The following is a 15,734-nucleotide window of genomic DNA, read 5'->3' on the forward strand; positions in this document are numbered from 1 at the left end:
CTAGAGGGTGTCCACAGCCTATGTTGTAAACACCCTCTTGTACCGGTGTGACTTACTTCACCTTGGGATCCAGCTCGCCGCTGTCGTAGCGACCGACCATCGCCTCGAGGCTGATCGGCTTGATGCGGCTGGCGTTGCCGGCGGTGCCGAACGCCTCGTAGCGGGCAATGCACACCTCGCGCATGGCGCTGACGGTCTCCTTGAGGAACTTGCGCGGGTCGAACTCGGCCGGGTTCTGGGCCAGGAAGCGGCGCACGGCGCCGGTGGAGGCCAGACGCAGGTCGGTATCGATATTGACCTTGCGCACGCCGTGTTTGATGCCCTCGACGATCTCTTCCACCGGCACGCCGTAGGTCTCGGGGATCTCGCCGCCGAACTCGTTGATGATCGCCAGCCACTCCTGTGGCACCGAGGAGGAGCCGTGCATCACCAGATGAGTGTCGGGGATGCGGGCGTGGATCTCCTTGATACGCTGAATGGAGAGGGTGTCGCCGGTGGGCGGCCGGGTGAACTTGTAGGCGCCGTGGCTGGTGCCGATGGCGATGGCCAGGGCGTCCACCTGGGTCGCCTTGACGAACTCGGCGGCCTCTTCCGGGTCGGTGAGCAGCTGTTCCATATCCAGCTTGCCTTCGGCACCGATGCCATCTTCCTCGCCGGCCATGCCGGTCTCCAGGCTGCCCAGGCAGCCCAGCTCGCCCTCCACCGAGACGCCACAGGCATGGGCCATCTCGACGGTGCGGCGGGTGACGTCGACGTTGTAGTCGTAGTCCATCGGGGTCTTGCCGTCCTCACCCAGCGAGCCATCCATCATCACCGAGGAGAAGCCGAGCTGGATGGAGCGCTGGCACACCGCGGGGCTGGTGCCGTGGTCCTGGTGCATGACCACCGGAATATGCGGAAACTCTTCCACGGCGGCCAGGATCAGGTGGCGCAGGAAGGGCGCCCCGGCGTACTTGCGGGCCCCGGCGGAGGCTTGCACGATGACCGGGGAGTCGGTCTGGTCGGCGGCTTCCATGATGGCGCGCATCTGCTCTAGGTTGTTGACGTTGAAGGCCGGGATGCCGTAGCCGCGCTCGGCGGCGTGGTCCAGCATCTGGCGCATACTGATCAGGGCCATAGTTTCTCTCGACGTTATGGATGGTGGCGGCGCGGCCGATGGCCGCGCCGCCTGAAGGGTCAAAGGGGATGTGGCAAGGGCCTAGCGGGCGGCCTCGTAGGCCGCCTCGAGGGCGGAAACCGCCGGAAGCGTCTTGCCTTCGACGTATTCGAGGAAGGCGCCGCCGCCGGTGGAGATGTAGGAGACCTGGTCGGCAATGCCGTACTTGTCGATGGCCGCCAGGGTGTCGCCGCCGCCGGCGATGGAGAAACCACTGCTGTCGGCGATCGCCCGGGAAAGCGCCTCGGTGCCGTGGCCGAACTGGTCGATCTCGAACACGCCGACCGGGCCGTTCCAGAGGATGGTGCCGGCATTCTTGAGCAGGCCGGCCAGCCGCCCTGCGGTGTCGGGGCCGATATCCAGGATCATCTCGTCATCGTTGACCTGGTCGACCGGCTTGGTCACCGCCGTGGCGCGCTCGGAAAACTCGGTGGCCACCACTACATCGGTGGGCAGCGGGATCTCGACCTTGGCCATCAGCGCCTTGGCTTGCTCGATCAGGTCGGCCTCATACAGTGACTTGCCGACATTGTGGCCCGCCGCGGCGATAAAGGTATTGGCAATGCCGCCGCCGACGATCAGCTGATCGCAGCGCTCGGAGAGGGCGTTGAGCACCTCGAGCTTGGTAGACACCTTGGAGCCGCCGACGATGGCGGTCATTGGCCGCTGGGGAGTGGCCAGGGCCTTCTCCAGGGCGTCGAGTTCCCCGGCCAGCAGCGGGCCGGCACAGGCGGTGGGGGCGAAGCGCGCCACGCCGTGGGTCGAGGCCTGGGCGCGATGGGCGGTGCCGAAGGCATCCATCACATAGATGTCGCACAGTGCGGCATACTGCTTGGCCAGCGCCTCGTCATCCTGCTTCTCGCCGACGTTGAAACGCACGTTCTCGAGCAGCACCACCTCGCCGTCGAGCAGATCGAGGGAGACATCGAGGTAGTCCTCGACCAGGCGCACGGGATGGCCGAGCAGTTCGCCGAGACGCTTGGCCACCGGGGCAAGAGAGAACTCGTCGGCGGGCTCGCCTTCGGTGGGGCGTCCCAGATGGCTCATCAGCAGCACCTTGGCGCCGGCCTCGACTGCGGCCTGGATCGTCGGCAGGGCGGCGCGCAGGCGGGCGTCGCTGGACACACGGCCGTGCTTGACCGGTACGTTCAAGTCCTCGCGGATCAGCACTCGCTGGCTGGCGAGAGGCAGGTCGGTCATCTTGCGTACGTTCATCGCAGGGTAGTCCTCGCGTTGAGATGCCATAAAGAGAAACGGGTCATGCGGGCGGCGGTGGGCCGAAGCGCGCCAGACGACCGGCGACGTCGAGCATGCGGTTGGCGAAGCCCCACTCGTTGTCGAACCAGCACAGCAGCTTGACCAGGCGACCACCGGCCACGCGGGTCTGGGTGGCGTCCACGATACCCGAGCGCGGATCGTGGTTGAAGTCGATGGAGGCCATCGGCTCCTCGGTGAAGCCCAGCAGCCCGCTTAGACGCCCGCGACAGGCCTCGGCGAGCAGCGTATTGACCTCGGCGGCATTGGTCTCGCGGTTGACGGTGATCGCCAGGTCCATGGCCGAGACGTTGATGGTCGGCACCCGCACGTGCAGGCACTCGAAGCGCCCCGCCAGATGCGGCATCAGACGGTTGATGCCCCGCGCCAGGCCGGTGTCCACCGGCACGATAGACTGCATCGCCGAACGGGTCAGGCGCAGGTCGGTCTGGTGGTAGGCGTCGATCACCGGCTGGTCGTTCATCGCCGAGTGGATGGTGGTGGTGACGCCGTGGGCAATCCCCAGCGCGTCGTCGAGCACGGTAAGTACCGGGATCAGGCAGTTGGTGGTGCATGAGGCGGCGGAGACGATGCGCTGCTCCGGCGCCAGAGTCTGGTCGTTGATGCCGCACACGATGGTGGCATCGACGTCGCTCTCGGCGGGCTGCGAGAACAGCAACCGCCCGGCGCCGGCGGCCAGGTGGCGTTCGGCCATGGCGCGCTCGCTGAAGCTGCCGGAACACTCCAGTACCAGGTCGATACCGAGTTCGCGCCACGGCAGCTGCCGTGGTTCGGCAGCCGAGACCACGCGGATGGCCCGCTCATCGATCAGCAGATAGTCGCCGTTGCGTTCGACACGCCCCGGGAAGCGCCCGTGGGTGGTGTCATAGCGGGTCAGGTAGGCGATGGTGTCGAGATCCGAGAGCTCGTTGATTGCCACCACCTCGAGGTCGTCGAGATCGCGGCGTTCATGCAGCGCACGTAGCACGCACTGGCCGATACGGCCGTAACCATTGATGGCGATACGATGGGCCATGGATGAGCTCGCAAGCGATGGCTGACGTCAATGAAGACGCGATTCTAGCGCATTTGCCCCTCACAGGCCCACCAGTCGCCAGGCCAGCGGCAGGAACAGCGCGCTGAAGATCCCGGTGAGGCTCATGCCCAGTGAGGCGAAGGCGCCGGCGGTGGGGCCCAGCTCGAAGGCGCGCACGGTGCCGATCACATGACCGTTGACGCCGAGCACGAAGCCCAGCACCCGCGGGTCATGCAGCCGCAGCCGCCGGGCCAGCAGGCCGACACAGGCGGTGGTGACCACGCCGGTGATCAGCAGCCCGCCCATCATCAGCGGGATCACGCCGCCGAGCTGCTCGGTGATGCCGATGGCGATGGGGGCGGTGACCGACTTGGGCGCCAGCGACGCCAGCACCTCCGGGGTGGCGCCCAGCAGCCAGGCGATGCCGACGGCGTAGAGGGCCGCCAGCATCGCTGCCGGGGGCAGGCTGATCAGCAGCGGCTTCCACACCGCACGAATGCGCGGCAGTTGCTGGTAGAGCGGTACGCCCAGCGCCACCGTGGCCGGGCCGAGCAGCAGCATCAGCCAGCCGGCCCCGGCGCGATAGTCGGCGTAATCGATGCCCAACAGCGCCAGAGTGGCGGCCAGCAGCATGGCCGAGAACAGTATGCCCGGACACCAGCTCGGCCTGCCGAGCCGGGCGAAGAGCCAGCCGCCGGCAAAGAACGCCGCCAGGGTCAGGCCGATGGAGAGCATCGGTGTGGCCAGCAGCTGCTCGCGCAGCGGGATCAGGGCACTACTCATCCGCTTGCTCTGCTGGCATGAAGCGCAGCATCAACCATAGCGTGGTAGCCACGCTGGCCAGGGTGCCGAGCAGCAGGGCAGCTGCCACCGCCAGCCACTGGCCGGCGAACTCGTCGGCAATAAAGAAGATCCCCACCACGCCGGGCATGATCAGCATGGCCAAGGCCGCGATCAGCGGCTGGCTGGCAGCCTGGATATCGTGGCTGGCGCGCCCGCGCAGGGCCAGCCATAGGGTCAGCAGTAGCATGCCGACCACGCCGGGGGAGACCGGCAGCGCCAGCGCCCAGACCAGCGCCTCGCCGCACAGCAGGTATACCACTAGCCACAGAAAACCGCGCAGTGCCGGCATAGGCGTCCTTGGTCGTCGAAAAAATCGTCAGCGGGGGGCTTGAAAGCCGCTCGAGCGCTCCTATTTTGCAGATTATCGGGGCCTTGTCACATGCGGGCCCCATGCCACAACCTGCCACACGTAGGAGGTGTTCGTTATGTTCGGAGATCTCAAGCGTTTCGATAGCGGCGCATCCCAGCGCCTGGACTGGTTCCGTCAGCTGATGGATGAGGTGTTTCCCGATGGGCGCGCCGCCGATATTCGCGCCGTGCCCCGCGGTAGCTTCCCGATGATCAACGTGGCGCGCAGCGATGATGCGGTGCGCGTCTATGTGTTCGCCGCGGGGCTCGCGCCTGGCGACCTGACCATCGATATTCAGGATAGCGTGCTGACCCTGCGCGGCCGCCGCGAGCCCGTCGCCGCCAACGATGATGAGGGCAGCGCTCGACCGGTGTTCCGGCGCGAGCGAGTCAGCGGTGAGTTCGTACGCGCCATCGCACTGCCCGACGGTCTGGACACCGAACGCGCCGAGGCGCGCCACGCCAACGGGGTGTTCGAGATCGTGCTGCCCAAGCGCGAGGAGCTGAAGCCCCGGCGAATCGAGGTCCAGGTCGCCTAGGCTCTGTCCGATAACTGGCTGCGCTCCTTAGATCGTGATATTGCCAACAGGAGGTGATGGATCATGAACGAGGTCGTACATCAAACCCAGCAAACTCAGCCCGAGACCCAGCGCAACGAGAGCCGCGAACCGGCTACGCTGCTACCGGCGGTGGATATCGTCGAACACGCCGATGCGCTGACGCTGATCGCCGATATGCCCGGCGTGACCCGCGAGTCGCTACACCTCGAGGTCGACAACAACGTGCTGAGCCTGGAGGGTGAGATACAGCTGAGCATGCCCGATGGCCTGACGGCGCTGCATGCCGAAGTCAACGGGCAGCGCTTCGCGCGGCGCTTCACGCTGAGCCACGAGATCGACAGCGAGGCGATTTCGGCGCGTATCGACAACGGCGTGCTGACGGTGACCCTGCCCAAGAAGGACAGTCACCGGGTGCGCCGCATCGAGGTTCAGGCCGCCTGAGCGGCCATCTTAATAGCTGCCGCCCCTGCATTGGGGCGGCAATTCCTCTACGCTAAAGGGGTCGCTTCGCGCCACGCACATCGCACTCACCCCACTTCACGGATGTAGAGGATGACACCATGACGGATATTGCCGCCTTGCTCGGCAGCGACGCCGATAGCCTGCTCGGCCACACCTGCCAGGGCGTGCACCGCGACAGCCTGCACCTGCCCGGCCCCGACTTCATCGACCGGGTGGTGGCCGACAGCGACCGCAGCCCGGCGGTGCTGCGCAACCTTCAGGCCTTTTACAACCACGGACGGCTGGCTGGCACCGGTTACCTGAGCCTGCTGCCGGTGGACCAGGGCATCGAGCACTCGGCGGGGGCCTCCTTCGCGCCCAACCCGCGCTACTTCGACCCGGCCAATATCGTCGAGCTGGCGCTGGAGGGCGGCTGCAACGGTGTAGCTTCGACGCTGGGCGTGCTGTCCTCGGTGGCAAGACGCTACGCCCACAAGATCCCGATGATGCTCAAGCTCAATCACAACGAGACCCTGAGCTACCCGGCGATCTACGACCAGACCCTGTTTGCCGAGGTCGAACAGGCCCACGACATGGGCTGCGTGGCGGTGGGAGCAACCATCTACTTCGGTTCCCACGAGAGCCGCCGGCAGATCATGGAGATCAGCGAGGCCTTCGAGCGCGCCCATCAACTGGGCATGGTCACGGTGCTGTGGGCCTATCTGCGCAACCCGGCCTTCAAGCAGGATGGCACCGATTACCACGTTGCCGCCGACCTCACCAGCCAGGCCAATCACCTGGCCGCGACCCTCAAGGCCGATATCGTCAAGCAGAAGCTGCCCGAGACCAACGGCGGCTATCGCGCGGTGGGCTTCGGTCATACCCACGACAAGGTCTACGACGAGCTGACCACGGATCACCCCATCGACCTGGCGCGCTACCAGGTGGCCAACTGCTTTATGGGCCGCGCCGGCCTGATCAACTCCGGCGGCGGCTCCAAGGGCCACTCCGACCTCGGCGAGGCGGTGCGCACCGCGGTGATCAACAAGCGAGCCGGCGGCATGGGGCTGATCTCCGGGCGAAAGGCGTTCCAGAAGCCCATGGCCGAGGGCGTGGCGCTGCTCAACGCCATTCAGGATGTCTATCTCGACCAGAGCGTAACGGTGGCGTAAGCCGCATAGGCCGACAGGTAGGCTTAGCCGCCAGGCAAACAAAAGGGCACGACCGTGAGGTCGTGCCCTTTTTGCATGCGTCTCGTGGAGCGACTATCAGCCGAGCAGCGTCTCGGCCTTGCTGACCAGGTTGTCGACGGTGAAGCCGAAGTGCTGGAACAGGTCGCCGGCCGGGGCCGACTCGCCGAAGGTGTGCATGCCGAGGATGTCGCCATCCAGGCCGACATACTTGTACCAGTAGGCGTAGTGGCTGGCCTCGATGGCGATACGCTTGGTCACGCTGCGCGGCAGCACGCTCTCGCGGTAGTCGGCGTCCTGGGCGTCGAAGGTGCCGGTGGAGGGCATCGACACCACCCGCACCGCGCGACCCTTGGCCTCGAGCTCGGCGGCGGCGTCCATGGCCAGGCCAACCTCGGAGCCGGTGGCGATCAGGATCAGCTCAGGGCTGCCCTGGCTCTCCTTGAGCACGTATCCACCGCGCTGGATATTGGCCAGCTGCGACTTGTCGCGGGCCTGGTGAGGCAGGTTCTGGCGCGACAGCACCAGCGCAGTGGGGCCGCTATGGCACTTGAGGGCGGCATCCCAGGCGGCGGCGGTCTCCACCGCATCGGCGGGGCGCCAGGTGGCCAGGTTGGGGGTCGAACGCAGCGCACCCAGCTGCTCGATGGGCTGGTGGGTGGGGCCATCCTCGCCGAGTCCGATGGAGTCGTGGGTAAAGACGTAGATCGCCTGCTGATGCATGATCGCCGCCATGCGCAGGGCGTTGTGCATATACTCCATGAAGGTCAGGAAGGTCGCGCCGTAGGGCACGAAGCCGCCGTGTACGGCGATGCCGTTCATGATCGCGCCCATGCCGAACTCGCGCACCCCGTAGTGCAGGTAGTTGCCGCCGGGCTCGGTCTGGCTGATCGCCTTCGCCCCCTGCCAGAAGGTCAGGTTGGAGGGCGCCAGGTCGGCGCTACCGCCGAGCAGCTCGGGCAGCTGCGGGCCCAGCGCATTAAGGCAGGCCAGCGACGCCTTGCGTGAGGCGATACTCTCGGCCTTCTCCTGGGCCTGCTCGATCAGCTTCTCGCTGGTCAGGTCGCTGGGTAGCTCGCCCTTGAGGCGGCGCTGGAGCTCGGCCGCCTCGCTGGGGAAGGCCTCGGCGTAGCGCGCCAGGCGCGCCTCCCACTCCTGCTCGCGCTCAGTGCCGCGGGCCGTGGCATCCCAGCCCTGGTAGATCTCCTCGGGCACATGGAAGGGGGCATGCGGCCAGTCGAGCTGGACCCGCGCCGCGGCCACTTCGTCGTCGCCCAGGGCGGCACCGTGGCACTCTTCCTTGCCCTGCTTGTTGGGCGCGCCGAAGCCGATGATGGTCTTGCAGATGATCAGGCTGGGCTTGTCGTCGTGGCTCTTGGCCAGCTCGATGGCGGCCTGGATCTCGTCGGGCTTGTGGCCGTCGACGTTGGGCACCACGTGCCAGCCGTAGGCCTCGAAGCGCTTGGCGGTATCGTCGGTAAACCAGCCCTCGACCTCGCCGTCGATGGAGATGCCGTTGTCGTCATAGAAGGCCACCAGCTTGCCCAGGCCCTGGGTGCCGGCCAGCGAAGCGACTTCGTGGGAGATGCCCTCCATCAGGCAGCCGTCGCCGAGGAAGCACCAGGTGCGGTGGTCGATGACGGTGTGGCCGGGGCGATTGAACTGCGCCGCCAGGGTGCGCTCGGCGATGGCCATGCCCACGGCGTTGGCCAGGCCCTGGCCCAGCGGGCCGGTGGTGGTCTCGACGCCGGCGGTGTAGCCCAGCTCGGGGTGGCCCGGGGTCCGGGAGTGCAGCTGGCGGAAGTTCTGCAGATCCTCGAGACTCAGCGCATAGCCGCTGAGGTGCAGCAGCGAATAGAGCAGCATCGAGCCGTGGCCGTTGGAGAGCACGAAGCGGTCGCGGTTGGCCCAGTGCGGGTTGGCCGGGTTGTGGCTCAGGTGGTCGTTCCACAGCACTTCGGCGATATCGGCCATGCCCATGGGGGCGCCGGGGTGGCCGGACTTGGCCTTCTGTACGGCATCCATGGAGAGCGCGCGAATGGCATTGGCCAGTTCGAAACGGGACGGCATTGAGTAGCTCCTCGCCTGCGGCAAATAGTAGGGATGACGTCGGACGAGCCCGGCAACGGGGCCGTGAACGCGAGTTGTCTAAGCTTGGGCGCCGACGCTCGACGCAAAAAACAGGCGCTTATTGTCGCCGAGTTGCGGCGATCCAGCAAATCATAGCCGGACGGCGGCGAGTCGCGACGCTAGGAACCGGCCGTGGGGCTGTGTAGAATTTTCCCACCGAGCCCCATGGGCCCCTTATCTATCTTCCCCAAAGGGTCGAGCACGCCATGAGCGAATACTCCCTGTTCACCTCCGAGTCCGTCTCCGAGGGCCATCCCGACAAGATTGCCGATCAGATCTCCGACGCGGTACTGGACGCCATCATCGCCCGAGACAAGCAGGCCCGGGTGGCCTGCGAGACGCTGGTCAAGACCGGGGTGGCGATCGTCGCCGGCGAGATCTCGACCACCGCCTGGGTCGATCTCGAGGCCCTGGTGCGCGAGGTGATCACCGAGATTGGCTATACCTCCTCGGACGTCGGCTTCGACGGCGAGACCTGCGGCGTGCTCAACCTGATCGGCAAGCAGAGCGTGGATATCGCCCAGGGCGTCGACCGCCGCAAGCCCGAGGATCAGGGCGCCGGTGACCAGGGGCTGATGTTCGGCTATGCCACCAACGAGACCGCCTCCTACATGCCGGCGCCGATCCACTACGCCCACCGCCTGGTGGAGCGCCAGGCCGAGCTGCGCAAGCAGGGCCTGCTGCCGTGGCTGCGTCCGGATGCCAAGAGCCAGGTAACGTTTCGCTATGACGCCCAAGGCAAGCCGTGCGGTGTCGATGCGGTAGTGCTCTCTACCCAGCATGACCCGGACATCGAGCAGGAGGCGCTGCGCAAGATGGTCAAGCACGAGATCATCGAGCAGGTGCTGCCCGCCGAATGGCTGGATGCTGACACCAAGTACCACATCAATCCTACCGGCAAGTTCGTGATCGGCGGCCCGGTGGGCGACTGCGGTCTCACCGGGCGCAAGATCATCGTCGATACCTACGGCGGCATGGCGCGCCACGGCGGCGGCGCCTTCTCCGGCAAGGATCCCTCCAAGGTCGATCGCAGTGCCGCCTACGCCGGGCGCTACGTGGCCAAGAACATCGTCGCTGCGGGGCTCGCCGACAAGTGCGAGATCCAGGTCTCCTATGCCATCGGCGTGGCCGAGCCCACCTCGGTATCGATCGATACCTTCGGTACCGCCAAGGTCGCCGATGCCAAGATCATCGAGCTGGTGCGTGAGCACTTCGACCTGCGTCCCCACGCCATCACCCGCATGCTCGACCTGCTGCACCCCATGTATCGCCTCACCGCGGCCTACGGCCACTTTGGCCGCGAGCCCTTCGAGACCTCCTACACCTGGCACGACGTCGATGGTCGCGAGCAAACCGAGACCTTCATCGCCTTCCCCTGGGAGAAGATCGACAAGGCCGAAGCGCTAAAGGCCGCCGCCGGTCTGTAACTTGATCTGACCGCTGCGCGACGCCCGGCTGCCGATGTCAGTCGGGCGTCTTGCGTTGGTGGCGTGCGTGGACGGTGCGATTTGAAAAACCCCGCCGGCTGGTTTGAACTGAGGCGAGAGTCGTGACTCTATGACTCTAGTTGCTGCTGCCCGAGGGGCGCTGCAGCATTCGCGTGCAGGTCAGGCGGATGCGAGGCTCGGGCAGGTTGTGCATAGGCAACGGCGCCCATTCCCCGGAATGGAGTAGACCCATGAGCCAACTGGCTTCCGCCACAGTTCCCGCCAACGACTATAAGGTCGCCGATATCACCCTGGCCGACTGGGGCCGGCGCGAGATTCGCATCGCCGAGACCGAGATGCCGGCGCTGATGAAGATCCGCGCCAAGTACCGCGAGCAGCAGCCGCTGGCTGGCGCGCGCATTGCCGGCTGCATCCATATGACCATCCAGACCGCGGTGCTGATCGAGACGCTGATCGATCTCGGCGCCAGCGTGCGCTGGTCGTCGTGCAATATCTTCTCGACTCAGGATCACGCCGCCGCTGCCATTGCCGCTGCGGGCATTCCGGTATTCGCTTGGAAGGGCGAGACCGACGAGGAGTTCTGGTGGTGCATCGAGCAGACCGTCGCCGGCCCCGACGGTTGGGTGCCCAATCTGGTCCTCGACGACGGCGGCGACCTCACCCAGCTGCTGCACGACAAGTATCCCGAACGGCTCGATGCTCTCCACGGCATCAGCGAGGAGACCACCACCGGGGTACATCGCCTGCATGAGATGCTGCGCGACGGGACCCTGCGGGTGCCGGCGATCAACGTCAACGATGCCGTCACCAAATCCAAGAACGACAATAAGTACGGCTGCCGCCACTCGCTCAATGACGCCATCAAGCGCGGCCTCGACCATCTGCTGGCTGGCAAGCAGGCGCTGGTGATCGGCTACGGTGACGTCGGCAAGGGCTCGGCAGCGTCGCTGCGCCAGGAGGGCATGATCGTCAAGGTGTCCGAGATCGACCCGATCTGCGCCATGCAGGCCTGTATGGACGGCTACGAGGTGGTGTCGCCCTACGTGGGTGGGGTCAACGAGGGGGTAGCGAGCATCGACCGCGCGCTGCTCGGCAAGATCGACCTGCTGGTGACGGCCACCGGCAATGTCGATGCCTGCGATGCGCCGATGCTCAAGGCGCTCAAGGCCGGCGCTGTGGTGTGCAACATCGGCCACTTCGACAGCGAGATCGACACCGCCTTCATGCGCCGCCAGTGGCACTGGGAGGAGATCAAGCCGCAGGTGCATAAGGTCTATCGTGACAGCGATCCCGGCGACTTCGATCCCGAGAGTCGCGACTACCTGCTGCTGCTCGCCGAGGGCCGGCTGGTCAACCTGGGCAACGCCACCGGGCATCCGTCGCGGATCATGGACGGCTCCTTCGCCAACCAGGTGCTGGCGCAGATCCATCTCTTCGAGGGCCGCTTCGCCGACCTCGACGCCGAGGCCAAGCGCCAGGCGCTGACCCTCAGCGTGCTGCCGCGCCATCTCGATGAAGAAGTGGCGCGCTATATGGTCGAGGGCTTCGGCGGCGTGGTGACTCAGATGACGCCGGAGCAGGCCGACTACCTGGGACTGCCCGCAGAAGGCCCCTTCAAGCCCGACAGCTACCGCTACTGAGCCTTAGTCGGCCTGCTGTGCAGGCCGGCCATCCTTGAGCTGCCCGCCGAGGGCCCCTTCGAGCCCGACAGCTACCGCTATTGAGGCGTGGCCGGCCTGTCATGCCAGGCCGGCCATTCGCATCAATAGCCACAAGTAGAAAGGAATCATCAGCGGCGCCATCAGGGTGGTGATCAGCACCGCCACGGCGCCCTTCTCGGGGCGGATATCCAACTCCATGGCCACCACCACCACGTTGGCGGCCATCGGCACCACGCCCACCAGCAGCAGCGCCACGGCGAGCTGTTCATCGATGCCCAGAGTGGCCTGCAGAATGAGCACTGCGAGTCCCGCCAGCAGCGGCCATAGCCCATAGCGCAGCGCCACGCAGGCGGCGATAAAGCGCCCGTCGACCTCGCGGAAGGTGACCCGGCCAAGGGTCATGCCGATCACCATCATCCCCAGCAAGGTGTAGGTTGCCGGAAATACCGCCAGGCCCTCCATCACGCCGCTGGGTACCGACAGCCCCACGCCACTCGCCAGCAGGGCGGCGACGAAAGCGTAGATAAGCGGCAGGCGGGCGATCTTGACCAGGCTTTCGCGGATCGAGAAGCGGCCGCGGGCGCTGAGGTAGAAACCCACCGTGAACTCGTAGAGGGTCACCCCCAGCATGCAGAACAGGTAGATGGTGACCCCCTCGGCGGGCAGCAGCACCATCGCCACCGGCAGGCCGAAGTAGCCGGTGTTGCCGGTGCCGGCGGAGAAGGCCAGCACCGCCGCCTCCTGGGGCTGGAACCAGCGCTGTGCCAGCCGATTGACCAGCGCGGCGACCAGGCTGGCGGCGACGAAGGTGCCCAGCGTCAGCAGCAGGTAGCCCAGCGTCGGGCCGCCCAGGGTCAGCCCGCGGAACACCGTGAGCGGGGCGATCAGATAGATCAGCAGGGTGGCGATGGGGCGTGCCTCCAGCGCCAGCCAGCGGGCGCAGACCACGCCCAGGCCGACGTAGGCCAGCAGCATCCATAGCGGGGCCATCAGAGTGCCGCCGAGGTCGAGTTCCACAGTGGGGTTCTCCGCTTATGCAGGACCTCTTATGATGCCTGCCTTCATGGGGTGCGTGAAGCCAACAACATGAATGAAATTGATACAGCGGTCGGGAAACTTTCATTGGCCGGGGCGACGCCGAGTCGTCAGAATGCGACCCTATCAGGCCATGGCGCCATGTTACCCGCTAGCCGCGCCGTCCGTAGAGGCGGCCCGTGAGGATAGAGTCGATGAGTGTACAAGAGCATCCGCTGGGCATCAGCTTCGAGTTCTTTCCGCCCAATACCGAGGCCGGGCGCGAGAAATTGGTTGGTGTGCGCGATGCCCTCGCCGAGCGTGGCCCGCGCTTTTTTTCGGTGACCTACGGCGCCGGTGGCTCGACCCAGGCGCGTACCACACAGACGGTCAAGATGGTGGGTGAGAGCGGTATCAATACCGCGCCGCACCTGTCATGCATCGGCAGCGACAAGGGCGAGCTGCGCGAGCTGCTCGCCCAGTACCGCGAGGACGGCATCAACAGCCTGGTGGCACTGCGCGGCGATCTGCCGTCGGGCATGGGCGGCATCGGTGAGCTGCGCTACGCCAACGAGCTGGTCGAGTTCATCCGCGCCGAAACCGGTGACCACTTCGAGATTGCCGTGGCCGCCTACCCCGAGTGCCACCCCCAGGCGCAGAGTTTCGAGCACGACCTGGAGAACTTTGCGCGCAAGATGCGGGCCGGTGCCAACCTGGCGATCACCCAGTACTTCTTCAGCGCCGACGCCTACTTCCACTTCGTCGACCGTGCCCGTGCACTGGGCGTAGAAGCGCCGATCGTGCCGGGCATCATGCCGATCACCAATTACACCAAGCTGGCGCGCTTCTCCGATGCCTGCGGTGCCGATATTCCACGCTGGATCCGCAAGCAGCTCGAGGCCTACGGCGATGACAGCGAAAGTATCCAGGCTTTCGGCGAAGAGGTGAACTCGCGCCTCTGCCAGCGGCTCCTCGACGGCGGCGCTCCTGGTCTGCACTTCTATACCCTCAATCAGGCCAACGCCTCGCTGCGGGTACTCGACAACCTCGCCTGAACCACGCTGGTGAGTGGAGAAGGCGTAGGCAAAAAAAACCGCCGGCCCCAGGGCCGGCGGTGTTGGTTTGCCACTTACGATACTCAGGTAGCGGTTTGCGGTGTACTGCCCCCCGCGTGGAGCTTGCGCTGCATCAGCAGCAGTCCACCGCCCACCAGCAGGCCGGCGATATCGGTGTAGATGCCGCCATAGATCATGCAGATCGCCCCCGCCAGCAGCAGCAGCCGCTGCCACGCCTTGGTAGGCCCGAAGTACCAGGCCTGGACGGCGGCGGCGAGCATCACCACGCCGATGGAGGCGGTCACCCCGACGCGCAGGATCTGCATGCCGCTGCCTTCCATCAGGATCGCCGGGCTGTAGAAGAACATGAACGGCACGATAAAGGCCGCCAGCCCGATCTTGAACGAGGTGGTCGAGGTCTCCATGGCGTTGGCCCCCGAGATCCCCGAGGCCGCGTAGGCGGCCAGCGCCACCGGCGGCGTGATCGCCGACATCACCGCGAAGTAGAACACGAAGAAGTGCGCCACCAGCGGCTGAATGCCGATCCCGATCAGGCCCGGGGCGACCACCGAGGCGGCCACCGCATAGGCCGCCGTGGTCGGCATGCCCATGCCCAGCAGGATCGAGATGCACATGGCGAAGAACAGCGCCAGCAGCTGGCTGACCCCGGCCAGGCCGAGCAGCAGCGACGAGAAGCGCGCGCCGACCCCGGTCAGCGAGATCACCCCGACGATCAGGCCGGCACAGGCGCACACCACGATGATCTGGATCGACATGGTGCCGGCCAGCTGCAGCGCCCGGAGGATCGAGCGAACCCCCATCTTGTGCGGCGACAGCCAGCTCACCACCGCCGCCGAGGCGGTGGCCAGGGTGCCGGCACGGATCACCGAGTAGCCCATGAACAGCGCGGCGATCAGGATCACGATCGGCGCGAACAGGTAGACCTGCTTGACCAGGCGGCGGAACTGCGGGATCTCCTCCTTGCGCATGCCGCGCATGCCCTTGCGGGCCGCCTCGAAGTCGACCATGCAGTAGACCGAGAGGAAGTAGAGCGCGGCGGGAATCAGCGCCGCCACGGCGATCTCGCGGTAGGGAATGCCGGTAATCTCGGCCATGATGAAGGCGCCGGCGCCCATGATCGGCGGCATGATCTGGCCGCCGCTGGAGGCCGCGGCCTCGATCGCCCCGGCGCTGCGCGCCGGATAGCCAACCTTCTTCATCAGCGGGATGGTCAGCGAGCCGGTGGAGACCACGTTACCGGCGCTGGTGCCGTTGATCATGCCCATCAGGCCGGAGGCGAAGATCGACACCTTGGCCGGGCCTCCACGGGCGCGGCCGGCAGCAGCGAAGGCGAAGTTGACGAAGTAGTCACCGACCTTGGAGGCCTGCAGGAAGGCGGCGAAGATGATGAACAGGATGATATAGGTCGACGACACCGCGGTGGTCGGGCCGAGGATCCCGGCATCGGTATACACCTGGCTGAAGAAACGTCCCACCGAGAGCCCCGGGTAACCCAGGAAGCCGGGCAGGTAGGGCCCGCCCCAGACATAGGCCAGGAACACCAGCGAGATGATCACCAGCGCATTGCCGGTGACCCG

The 15,734-nt window shown here is 66.1% G+C and carries 14 protein-coding genes and 1 riboswitch; of the genes, 6 read left to right on the forward strand and 8 right to left on the reverse strand.

Going from position 1 to position 15,734, the window contains the following annotated elements; all coding sequences use genetic code 11:
- Positions 1–52 precede the first annotated feature (52 nt).
- The 5 genes from fba to IEI94_RS21330 form a co-directional block, all read right to left on the reverse strand.
- Entirely contained in the window at positions 53–1,117 is a 1,065-nt protein-coding gene (fba, locus tag IEI94_RS21310; protein ID WP_191169209.1) for a class II fructose-bisphosphate aldolase, read from the reverse strand.
- Positions 1,118–1,198: 81 nt separating this feature from the next.
- Entirely contained in the window at positions 1,199–2,371 is a 1,173-nt protein-coding gene (locus IEI94_RS21315) for a phosphoglycerate kinase (protein ID WP_191169210.1), read from the reverse strand.
- Positions 2,372–2,414: 43 nt separating this feature from the next.
- Positions 2,415–3,446, reverse strand: a complete 1,032-nt coding sequence (locus IEI94_RS21320; protein ID WP_191169211.1) for a type I glyceraldehyde-3-phosphate dehydrogenase — start codon at positions 3,444–3,446, stop codon at positions 2,415–2,417.
- A 60-nt stretch (positions 3,447–3,506) separates the two neighbouring features.
- On the reverse strand, positions 3,507–4,229 hold the full coding sequence (locus IEI94_RS21325; RefSeq protein ID WP_191169212.1) for an LrgB family protein: 723 nt from the start codon (positions 4,227–4,229) through the stop codon (positions 3,507–3,509).
- Positions 4,222–4,578 (reverse strand): CidA/LrgA family protein, encoded by a 357-nt coding sequence (locus tag IEI94_RS21330; protein WP_191169213.1) that lies wholly within the window; start codon positions 4,576–4,578, stop codon positions 4,222–4,224. Before IEI94_RS21330 ends, IEI94_RS21325 begins: the two co-directional genes overlap by 8 nt.
- 136 nt (positions 4,579–4,714) lie before the next feature.
- On the opposite strand from IEI94_RS21330, the gene IEI94_RS21335 reads away from it, so the two are divergent.
- The 3 genes from IEI94_RS21335 to IEI94_RS21345 all read left to right on the forward strand — a co-directional run bounded on the left by IEI94_RS21335 (position 4,715) and on the right by IEI94_RS21345 (position 6,810).
- Positions 4,715–5,176, forward strand: a complete 462-nt coding sequence (locus IEI94_RS21335) for an Hsp20/alpha crystallin family protein (RefSeq protein WP_191169214.1) — start codon at positions 4,715–4,717, stop codon at positions 5,174–5,176.
- 63 nt (positions 5,177–5,239) lie between these two features.
- Entirely contained in the window at positions 5,240–5,638 is a 399-nt protein-coding gene (locus tag IEI94_RS21340) for an Hsp20/alpha crystallin family protein (protein ID WP_191169215.1), read from the forward strand.
- Positions 5,639–5,757: 119 nt separating this feature from the next.
- Positions 5,758–6,810 carry a class I fructose-bisphosphate aldolase gene (locus IEI94_RS21345; RefSeq protein WP_191169216.1) on the forward strand — a complete coding sequence of 351 codons (1,053 nt, stop codon included), beginning with the start codon at positions 5,758–5,760 and terminating at the stop codon, positions 6,808–6,810.
- Positions 6,811–6,906: 96 nt separating this feature from the next.
- On the opposite strand, the gene tkt is transcribed toward IEI94_RS21345, so the two are convergent.
- The gene (gene tkt / locus IEI94_RS21350; protein WP_191169217.1) at positions 6,907–8,898 is read right to left on the reverse strand and encodes a transketolase; all 1,992 of its coding nucleotides are present in this window, start codon (positions 8,896–8,898) and stop codon (positions 6,907–6,909) included.
- A gap of 266 nt (positions 8,899–9,164) precedes the next feature.
- Between tkt and metK the strand changes: the two genes are divergently transcribed.
- Both metK and ahcY read left to right on the forward strand, forming a co-directional pair.
- On the forward strand, positions 9,165–10,385 hold the full coding sequence (gene metK, locus IEI94_RS21355; protein WP_191169218.1) for a methionine adenosyltransferase: 1,221 nt from the start codon (positions 9,165–9,167) through the stop codon (positions 10,383–10,385).
- 146 nt (positions 10,386–10,531) lie between these two features.
- A riboswitch (S-adenosyl-L-homocysteine riboswitch) is annotated at positions 10,532–10,620 on the forward strand.
- A gap of 16 nt (positions 10,621–10,636) precedes the next feature.
- Entirely contained in the window at positions 10,637–12,046 is a 1,410-nt protein-coding gene (ahcY, locus tag IEI94_RS21360; protein ID WP_191169219.1) for an adenosylhomocysteinase, read from the forward strand.
- 99 nt (positions 12,047–12,145) lie between these two features.
- Here ahcY and IEI94_RS21365 read toward each other — a convergent pair whose 3' ends face one another.
- Positions 12,146–13,057, reverse strand: a complete 912-nt coding sequence (locus IEI94_RS21365) for an AEC family transporter (RefSeq protein WP_191169702.1) — start codon at positions 13,055–13,057, stop codon at positions 12,146–12,148.
- A 239-nt stretch (positions 13,058–13,296) separates the two neighbouring features.
- On the opposite strand from IEI94_RS21365, the gene metF reads away from it, so the two are divergent.
- The gene (gene metF / locus IEI94_RS21370; RefSeq protein WP_191169220.1) at positions 13,297–14,136 is read left to right on the forward strand and encodes a methylenetetrahydrofolate reductase [NAD(P)H]; all 840 of its coding nucleotides are present in this window, start codon (positions 13,297–13,299) and stop codon (positions 14,134–14,136) included.
- Between the two features lie 83 nt (positions 14,137–14,219).
- On the opposite strand, the gene IEI94_RS21375 is transcribed toward metF, so the two are convergent.
- The coding region (locus IEI94_RS21375; RefSeq protein WP_191169703.1) for a TRAP transporter permease at positions 14,220–15,734 on the reverse strand (1,515 nt) is incomplete at its 5' end.

Origin of the sequence: Halomonas sp. ML-15, assembly GCF_014779595.1 — a bacterium.
In the GTDB taxonomy this organism is placed as follows: Bacteria; Pseudomonadota; Gammaproteobacteria; order Pseudomonadales; family Halomonadaceae; genus Franzmannia.